5 protein-coding genes are annotated in these 9159 nt (G+C 34.9%); all 5 read left to right on the top strand.

Annotated features, from left to right (window positions below):
• Positions 1-1030: glycosyl hydrolase family 17 protein (locus WBN21_RS16605; RefSeq protein WP_424202263.1), on the top strand; the 1030-nt coding region annotated here is incomplete at its 5' end.
• Between the two features lie 19 nt (positions 1031-1049).
• Positions 1050-2543 (top strand): glycoside hydrolase family 30 protein, encoded by a 1494-nt coding sequence (locus WBN21_RS16600; protein WP_424202261.1) that lies wholly within the window; start codon positions 1050-1052, stop codon positions 2541-2543.
• A gap of 29 nt (positions 2544-2572) precedes the next feature.
• The gene (locus WBN21_RS16595) at positions 2573-4918 is read left to right on the top strand and encodes an MFS transporter (protein WP_424202259.1); all 2346 of its coding nucleotides are present in this window, start codon (positions 2573-2575) and stop codon (positions 4916-4918) included.
• A gap of 13 nt (positions 4919-4931) precedes the next feature.
• The gene (locus WBN21_RS16590) at positions 4932-5837 is read left to right on the top strand and encodes a glycosyl hydrolase family 17 protein (RefSeq protein WP_424202257.1); all 906 of its coding nucleotides are present in this window, start codon (positions 4932-4934) and stop codon (positions 5835-5837) included.
• A gap of 506 nt (positions 5838-6343) precedes the next feature.
• On the top strand, positions 6344-9159 hold a 2816-nt coding region (locus tag WBN21_RS16585; protein ID WP_424202255.1), incomplete at its 3' end, for a glycoside hydrolase family 2 TIM barrel-domain containing protein.

Below are 9159 nucleotides of genomic sequence, written 5' to 3'. Positions count from 1 at the left end.
AACCTATAATGTGCAAACCCCTTTACCCCATGCTTCAAATTTGCTAGAAGCCATTCATCAATTAAAACAAGAAGATAAAAACTTCGAGATGTATGTGATGTTAGGTGCATGGATAGACTGCTTAAATGCTTGGACAGATTTAGAACCCAACCACGATATAGAAAGCCTTCAAAATGCTAGAGAAATTGATAGAGCGGTAGCTTTAGCAAACATGTATCCAGACATTGTTAAAATTATAGCCGTAGGAAACGAAGCCATGGTAAAATGGGCGACGAGTTATTTTGTACAACCTAGTGTCATTTTAAAATGGGTAAATCATTTACAAGACTTAAAAAAATCTGACAAGCTTCCTTCCGGTTTGTGGATTACAAGTTCCGATGATTTTTCGTCTTGGGGCGGCGGAGATCCTTTATATCATGTAGAGGATTTAGAAAATTTAATAAAGGCTGTAGACTATATTTCGATGCATACTTACCCGTATCACAATTCGCATTATAGTCCAGATTTTTGGGCAGTTCCTGAAAACGAAAACCATTTAACAGATCTCGAAAAGGTTGATTCAGCTATGATTCGTGCTTTAGGATTTGCGCAAACACAATACAATAGTGTTTCAAATTACATGAAAAGTTTAGGAGTAAACAAACCCATTCATATTGGTGAAACAGGTTGGGCAACCACATCCAGCGGACATTACGGAACTAATGGATCTAGGGCAACCGACGAATATAAGCAAGGACTTTACTATAAACATCTTCGTGAATGGACCAACAATATGGGCATCTCTTGTTTTTATTTTGAAGCTTTTGATGAACAATGGAAAGATGCTAATAATAAATTAGGTTCCGAAAATCATTTTGGACTAATCAGTTTAAAAGGAGAGGCAAAATACCCACTTTGGGGTTTGGTTGATAAAGGCGTTTTTAAAGGTTTAACACGCGATGGTCGGCCAATTACTAAATCTTATAAAGGAGATAAAAATGCCTTAATGAAAAATGTATTGGTTCCAAATGTAGATTATCACAAACACTAACAACTAAATTTTTTTATCTATGAAACGTGTAAAATATTATCTTTTTTTAAGTGTACTTTTTATGATGTATAGCTGTAACGAAAAACAAGAAAAATTAGCAGTAGAAGTTTATGAAACTTCAGCTAAGGGTAATAAACTAACAAAAATTACAACTATTGAAAGTGCAGATTCTTTAGTTACCATTAAATTATTACCAAATAAAACACTTCAAACAATTTCTGGTTTTGGAGGAGCGTTTACGGAGTCTTCTGCTTATTTATTAAATAAATTAAGCAAAAAGAATAGAGACACTATTATTCAAGCATATTTTTCAAAAGATGGTGCAAACTATTCTTTAACAAGAACGCATATGAATTCTTGTGATTTTTCATTAACAAACTACTCTTATACACCTGTAGAAGGCGATAAAAATTTGGAGCATTTTACCATTGAAGAAGATATGGATGATTTAATCCCGATGATAAAAGATGCCATGGCTGCTTCAGAAGACGGGTTTAATATTTTCGGTTCACCATGGTCTGCAGCACCTTGGATGAAGGATAACAACAAATGGGTTGGTGGAAAATTACTTCCTGAATATTATGATACTTGGGCATTATTCTTTTCAAAATATATTGAAGCTTATAAAGCTCAAGGTATTGAAATTTGGGGTTTTACTGTTGAAAACGAACCACATGGAAACGGTAACAACTGGGAAAGCATGCACTATACACCTAAGGAAATGACCGATTTTGTAGAATTTCATTTAGGACCAAAATTAGAAGCTGATGGTTATGGTGATAAAATTATTTTAGGTTACGATCAAAATAGAGAAGGTTTAAAAGAATGGGTTGATGAAATGTATCGTGATGAAGCTTCTTCAAAATATTTTGACGGAACCGCTATACATTGGTATGAGAGTACTTATGATTATTTTCCTGAAGCCTTACAATATGCGCATAATAAAGCACCAAATAAATACTTAATTGAAACTGAAGGATGTATTGATTCTCAGGTGCCTGTTTGGCAAGATGATTCTTGGTATTGGAAAAAAGAAGCAACAGATTGGGGTTATGATTGGAGAGAACCAGAAAAAAAATATTTACACCCTAAATACGCACCTGTAAACCGTTATGCAAGAGATATTATTGGCTGCTTAAATAACTGGGTAGATGGTTGGGTAGACTGGAATATGGTGTTAGATAGGCAAGGTGGTCCAAACTGGTTCGAAAACTGGTGTGTAGCTCCTGTAATTGTCGACCCAGAAAAAGATGAAGTATACTTTACACCTTTATTTTATACCATGGCGCATTTCAGTAAATTTATTAGACCAAATGCAAAAGTAATTGCACATGAGAATTCTGATACCAAACTTATGGCAACAGCAGCACAAAATCCTGATGGTTCAATATCTGTAGTACTTTTTAACGAGTTTGAAACACCAAAGTCTGTTAATTTAACACTTAACGATAAAACCGTTACGTTTTCTATTGACGCACAAGCAATTCAAACCATTGTTATTCCAAAAGCATAAAACGAACAACTAACTAAACCAAAAAAATTATGTCTAAAACCATCACAATTAAAGTTCCTTTCGGACAAAAAGTTGCTTTCGGGATAGGAATGCTCGCCAATCAAATGTTTCCTGCAGCACTCGGAATTTTTATGGTAGTTTTAGTACAAGATTTAGGTTTTCCCGGTTGGATGTGGGGAATCATATATTTATTGCCAAGACTTTTTGACTTTGTTACAGACCCAATTATGGGCTATATTTCGGATAATACGAAATCAAGATGGGGAAGACGAAAACCCTACGTAATTCTCGGAGGTATAATTCTTTTTATTTCATTCATTGCGATGTGGCAACTTTATAAGGACGCTGGAGTTGATTATAATTTCACATACTTTATGATTTGGTCAATTATATTTTACTTAGGGATTACCATTTATAGTGTGCCTTATGTAGCAATGGGCTACGAAATGAGTGAAGATTTTCATGAACGCACCGATATTATGGCAACCGCTCAGTGGATTGGGCAATGGGCATGGGTAATAGCACCGTGGTTTTGGGTAATTATGTACGACCCAGAGTGGTTTGAGTCGGCAGAAGTTGCAACCCGAACATTAGCAATTTGGGTAGGGGCTTTTTCTGCAATCTGTGCAATCATTCCAGGTGTATTTATTAAAAGTAAATCAACCTTAAATGAAGATTATTCTCCACTCAAATTAAAATACATCGGTGCTAGCCTTGCAGAAATAGGTTCAGGTTTTAAAAGTGCTTTTAAAATTAAGCCATTCAGACAGTTATGTATTGCAACCTTTTTGGTGTATAATGCCTTTATGACCATAGCTTCGTTCTCTTTCTTTATTATAGTGTATCATCTTTTTGATGGTGATGCTGGTGCTGCAGGGATATGGCCTACACTTTTTGGATGTTTAGGTGCGCTTGGAACTACTTTTATGGTGATACCTATTGTTACTAAAATGTCCAAATCAATGGGTAAAAAGAAGGCATTTTTAGTATCGCAAGGAATATCTATTATAGGGTATATAATGTTATGGTTTCTCTTTATTCCAGGCAAACCCTATATGTTCATTTTTGCACTTCCATTTTTCTCCTTTGGTATAGGAAGTCTATTTGTTTTAATGATGTCTATGACAGCCGATGTAATTGATTTAGACGAGCTTACTTCAGGACTTAGAAGAGAAGGTACCTTTGGAGCTATTTATTGGTTTGTAGTGAAATTTGGTTTCGCTATTGCTGGAGGTTTGAGTGGTGTTATTTTAACTACAGTAGGTTTTGATTCAGGGGCAACCGTTCAACCAGAAGGGGCTATTGAGGGCTTGAGACTAGCTTTTTCCGCTATTCCAATTATAGGGACACTTATTGCAATGTTTGTAATGCGTAATTATGCTGTTACAGAAGAAAGCGCTGGAGTAACACGTAATGCTTTAGATGAACGAAAAAACTATTCTACTCCAAAATCATCTTCATCATATTACCAATTAGATAAATTATTGTCTTTTAAAAACATCGATTTAGAAATTGATAAAAGGACTGAAATAGATTTTACTTCAAAATCTACTTCAGATATAAAAATCCTTTTTAAAGACATTATGAATAATGGCCTACATGGTTTGTGTTTTAGTCCATATCTAGAAGGTCAAAATATTGGGGATCAACTTTCAAAAGAGCAGATTCTTAAAAGAATGAATTTAATAAAACCTTATGCAAAATGGGTGCGTTCTTTTTCATGTACAGATGGTAACGAGTTTATTCCAGAAATTGCCCATCAAAATGGTGTTAAAACTATGGTTGGCGCATGGATTGGAACAGATAAATCTAAGAATGACATAGAGGTTAATGCGCTGATTGATTTGGCTAAAAAAGGGCATGTAGATATTGCTGTAGTTGGTAATGAAGTTCTACTAAGAAATGATTTAACAGAGCTACAAATTTTAAATTATATCAGAAAAGTTAAAATAGCATTACCAAATATTCCAGTAGGTTATGTTGATGCTTATTATCAGTTTCATGAGCACCCTAAACTTGTTGATATTTGCGATGTTATTCTAGTAAACTGTTATCCTTTTTGGGAAGGTTCTGATATAAATAACGCTTCATTACATTTAAAACAGATGTATGCGCTAACCAAAACAATTGCTCAAGATAAACCTGTAATTATCACAGAAACAGGATGGCCTAATAAAGGAGAAACCAACAAGAACGCAGTTCCTTCTGAGGAAAATGCTATGAAATATTTTATAAACGCCAATAATTGGGCGCAACAAGAAAATGTGGATTTACTGTATTTCTCTTCTTTTGATGAATCTTGGAAAGTACATCATGAAGGTGATGTAGGCCAACGATGGGGAATTTGGGATAAGAATGAAAGTTTAAAATTTTAAAAAATTAAGAATTATGTCTTTCAAAAAGGAAAACCTTATGTCACTTTCAGGTGGCTTAGAAAATAAAACGACTAAAGGATTACAAAATACTTTCAATAGGCTTTTGAAAAACGGTATGCACGGTATTTGTTTTAGTGCTTATGAAGAAGGTCAGAGTGCTGGCGATCAACTTACCGAGAAGCAGATTAGAAGGCGTATGAAGATTTTAAAGCCACATACCAAATGGATTCGTTCTTTTTCATGCACCGATGGAAACGAGCTTATTCCTGTAATTGCAAAAGAGTTTGGAATTAAAACTTTGGTAGGTGCTTGGTTAGGTGATGACGCTGAAATAAATAAAAAAGAAATTGCAGGACTCATAAAGCTTGCTAAAGATGGCTATGTTGATATAGCGGCAGTAGGAAATGAGGTTATGTATAGGGGTGATTTATCTGAAGAAGAACTATTAGATTTCATGTACTATGTAAAACGTGAAATCCCTGGCATTCCAATGGGTTATGTAGATGCCTATTATGAATTCGCTAAACGCCCAAAAATTACCGAAGCTTGCGATGTTGTTTTGGCTAATTGTTACCCATATTGGGAAGGTTGTAGCCAAGAGTATTCGTTACTCTACATGAAAGATATGTTTAATAGAGCTGTTAAAGCAGGAAATGGAAAAAAGGTTATAATAACCGAAACAGGATGGCCTAGTCAAGGCTTAGGATTGCAAGGGGCGCTTCCATCTCATGAAAACGCTATTAAGTATTTTATTAACACTCAAGAATGGTCAAAGGAAGACAATATTGATATATTTTACTTTTCGTCTTTTGATGAGTCCTGGAAAGTTGGTACCGAAGGTGATGTAGGTGCTTATTGGGGACTTTGGGATAAAGATGAAAAACTTAAATTTAAAAACAAAATTCTTGACTTCAGTTAAAAAAGGCAGCATCAAAAAAATATAATTGAGTAATTATTTCTCAATTGTGTTGCGTTTTTCATCTTAAGTTAAGTAATAATAGCTTTATAATTAATAGTATTAAATGTTCTCCTAATATATTTTGGAGTATGATTTTTGCTATTTATTAAAATAGCGTAACAGCAAGCTTAATCGACTTATATAAACCTGAAAAAGTCAATAATTGAATATTACCATTTTATCAAGAAATTATATTGCACATAAATAATATAATTTTACCCATACATTACAACAACATTGTTGTCTGTCTGTGCTTTTAACTGTTTTGTATCGTAAGAAACAATCAGATAAACCCCTTTTAATGGTGGTTCGTCCTAAAAGACAAGTTAATTCTTGTGTATGCTTTTTGTATGGGTATAAAAAGCGATAATAAGAATTTTAATAGTTAATATTACTAAATACAGTAACACAACAAACCAATACAGACAACTAACTAAACTCTAACAATAAGCTAAACTAATGATATAATGAAAAAAAACTTTTTAAAACTAGCCTTACTGTTGTTTACAACGATACTATTTGCGCAAGCAGATAAAATATCTATAGTAAATGATGATAAGGGAATGACATTAAATGTCAACGGAAAAGCCATGATGATTAATGGTATGAATTGGGATTACTTCCCCATTGGTACAAATTTCAATTACAGCTTATGGAAACAATCAGATGATGTAATAAAAGCAGCGCTTGATGCTGAAATGGGGCTTTTAAAAAATATGGGAGTGAATGCTATCAGACAATATACTGGTATTCAACCAAAATGGATAAAATATATATATGAAAATTATGGAATCTATACCATGCTTAATCATTCATTTGGTCGTTATGGATTGACATTAAATGGTGCTTGGGTGCCTGTTACAGATTATAGAGATGAAGACACCCAAAAAGTATTATTATCTGAAGTGACTCAGCTGGCTGAAACGTATAAAAACACACCCGGATTGCTAATGTTCCTTCTAGGAAACGAAAACAATTATGGTCTTTTTTGGGCTGGTGCCGAAACCGAAGATTTCCCAGATGAAGAAGATCAAAGAAGAGAAGTAGGTGAAAAACGTGGAAGACCCATGTATAAGCTTATGAATGATGCGGCTATTAAAATGAAGTCTATTGATTCATCTCATCCAATAGCTATATGTAATGGAGACGTTTTGTTTATTGATATTATTGCAGAAGAATGTAAAGATGTTGATATCTATGGAACAAACATGTACAGAGGAGCTTCTTTTGGAGATGCTTTTCAAGTAGTAAAAGATAAATTGAATAAACCTATTTTGTTAACCGAGTTTGGGGCTGATGCATTCAATGCTATTGAAAATCAAGAAGACCAAAAATCGCAGGCATACTATATGGTAGAAAATTGGAAAGATATTTACCAAAACGCTAGTGGTTTAGGAAAAGCTGAAAATGCTATTGGAGGTTTTACGTTTCAATTTAGTGATGGCTGGTGGAAATTTGGTCAAACCAAAAATCTTGAGGTACATGATAGTAACGCGTCATGGGCAAACGGGGGCTATTCCATTGATTTAGCGCCTGGGGAAAACAATATGAACGAGGAGTGGTTTGGTGTTTGTGCAAAAGGGCCAACAAATTCAAGAGGTCTTTATGATTTGTATCCTCGCGCAGCATATTATGCGCTTAAAGAAGCACATAATGTAGACCCTTATGCTGATAGCGCAAGTTTAGAATACGTTAATAATGCGTTTTCTAGTATATCATTAATGGATGCTGTTTTAAGAGCAAGAGGTGATAAAGCGGCCTTGGAAGCAGGAAGTAGCGGAAAAATTAATATTAGTAACTTAAGAGCAGAATTCACAACTTTTAATACAGGTGGAAATTTATTAACCACACCTAGTACTGCAGATCCAGATGCATCAACCTATCCAAACGAATTGGGTTTTGATCATATGCAGTCTTATTTTATTGGTGTTGAAGGAAACCCTTCACCAAATATGCGTGCCAATGTGAATTTTAATATTCTTGGTAATGTTGCTGCAAATCCAATTGATGAAATTTTTTATGAAAATAGAGGACGTCCTGTTACTGTAAATACAGAAGATGGCCCTTTAAATATTGTTAATGGAAACCGTGTACAAGTTTATAATGCCGAATTTGAATGGAATGGAAAAGCTGCCGATGTTAGAGGTTTTTACCGTACAGGACATTACCATTGGGGTTATGAAGGTGATTTTTTCGGATTGTATCCAGAGGCCAATTACGGTCCTAATTTAGATATTTATCAAGGTGAAATCTTAGGTGTTGAAATTGATGGTAAAAAAGCTTTAGACGGGCTAAAAGCTGCATTTGGCCCACAATTATGGTGGGGAGCAAATCCTGCATTCTTATTAAAATACAGCACAAAATTAGGTAAATTTGACGTAACAGGTGTTTACCAAGAAGATGTTGCTCAAGCTTCTAATTTTGTTTCGTCAATCGCTGTTCCAGTACCAAAAACACGGAAAGGAACGCTTCATGTTCAAAGAAAATTTGGAAGCTTTGGTCTTGAAGTTGGGGGTATTTGGGGCGGACAACCTTTAAATGGACGTGAATTCCAAATAGCAGAGGATAATCCAGATTATAATCCAGAGACCCCAGATTCGGATAATAAATACATTATTTATACCGATAAAGTTAACAATAAGGATAATTGGGGTGCTAAAGCAAAAATAACCTTTCAAAAAGGTATGTTTAATTGGTACGGACAAGCAGCATACATGGGCTTAGTTGCAAATGGTGGTGCAGACCAAACAAAAACATTCACAGGCTGGAAATTAAAAGATTCAGGAAGTGGAAACCAAACGAATATCCTTTCTGGTTTTGCAATTACCGCTGGTAATTTCCAGATAGCTCCAAACTTTTTATGGCAAAAACCTATTGTTGCTGCTATGCCAAATGATGTGGATGGTGTTGGAAGACTTAGAAACATTCAAGATGATCCATTTGCAGTTAGATCAAACAGAGAAACCGTTGCAGGTGAACTTTTATTGACCTTCGACCCTACTCCAGGTACTTGGATGTACGAATGGGATAGCGATAGATCTGAAGATGCTAAACTTGCCTTTAATTTAGGGTTTGTATTTCGTCATCACCCTACTGCACAAGATGCTGCCATTGGGTTTTTAGCCAATCGTACGGCTTTTGCATTTCCTAATGCTGCCCCTGCCCAAGATTTATGGGAAGTAAATTCGCGTATTGTATCTAAAGTGCATCCGGATTTAGGAGTCATTGCCAATTTTTACTTTGGTAATGCACAATCAAATGGTAGCGATGAGCGATTAGTTGA

It is taken from the genome of Algibacter sp., assembly GCF_049667265.1.
Classification (GTDB): domain Bacteria; phylum Bacteroidota; class Bacteroidia; order Flavobacteriales; family Flavobacteriaceae; genus Algibacter_B.
This window is presented reverse-complemented; position numbering and strand designations above follow the sequence as displayed.

Bases quoted from the DNA above. Each gene is read 5' to 3' on its own strand.
- WBN21_RS16600 (WP_424202261.1), top strand. From the start codon at position 1,050: ATGAAACGTGTAAAATATTATCTTTTTTTAAGTGTACTTTTTATGATG.
- WBN21_RS16595 (WP_424202259.1), top strand. From the start codon at position 2,573: ATGTCTAAAACCATCACAATTAAAGTTCCTTTCGGACAAAAAGTTGCT.
- WBN21_RS16590 (WP_424202257.1), top strand. From the start codon at position 4,932: ATGTCTTTCAAAAAGGAAAACCTTATGTCACTTTCAGGTGGCTTAGAA.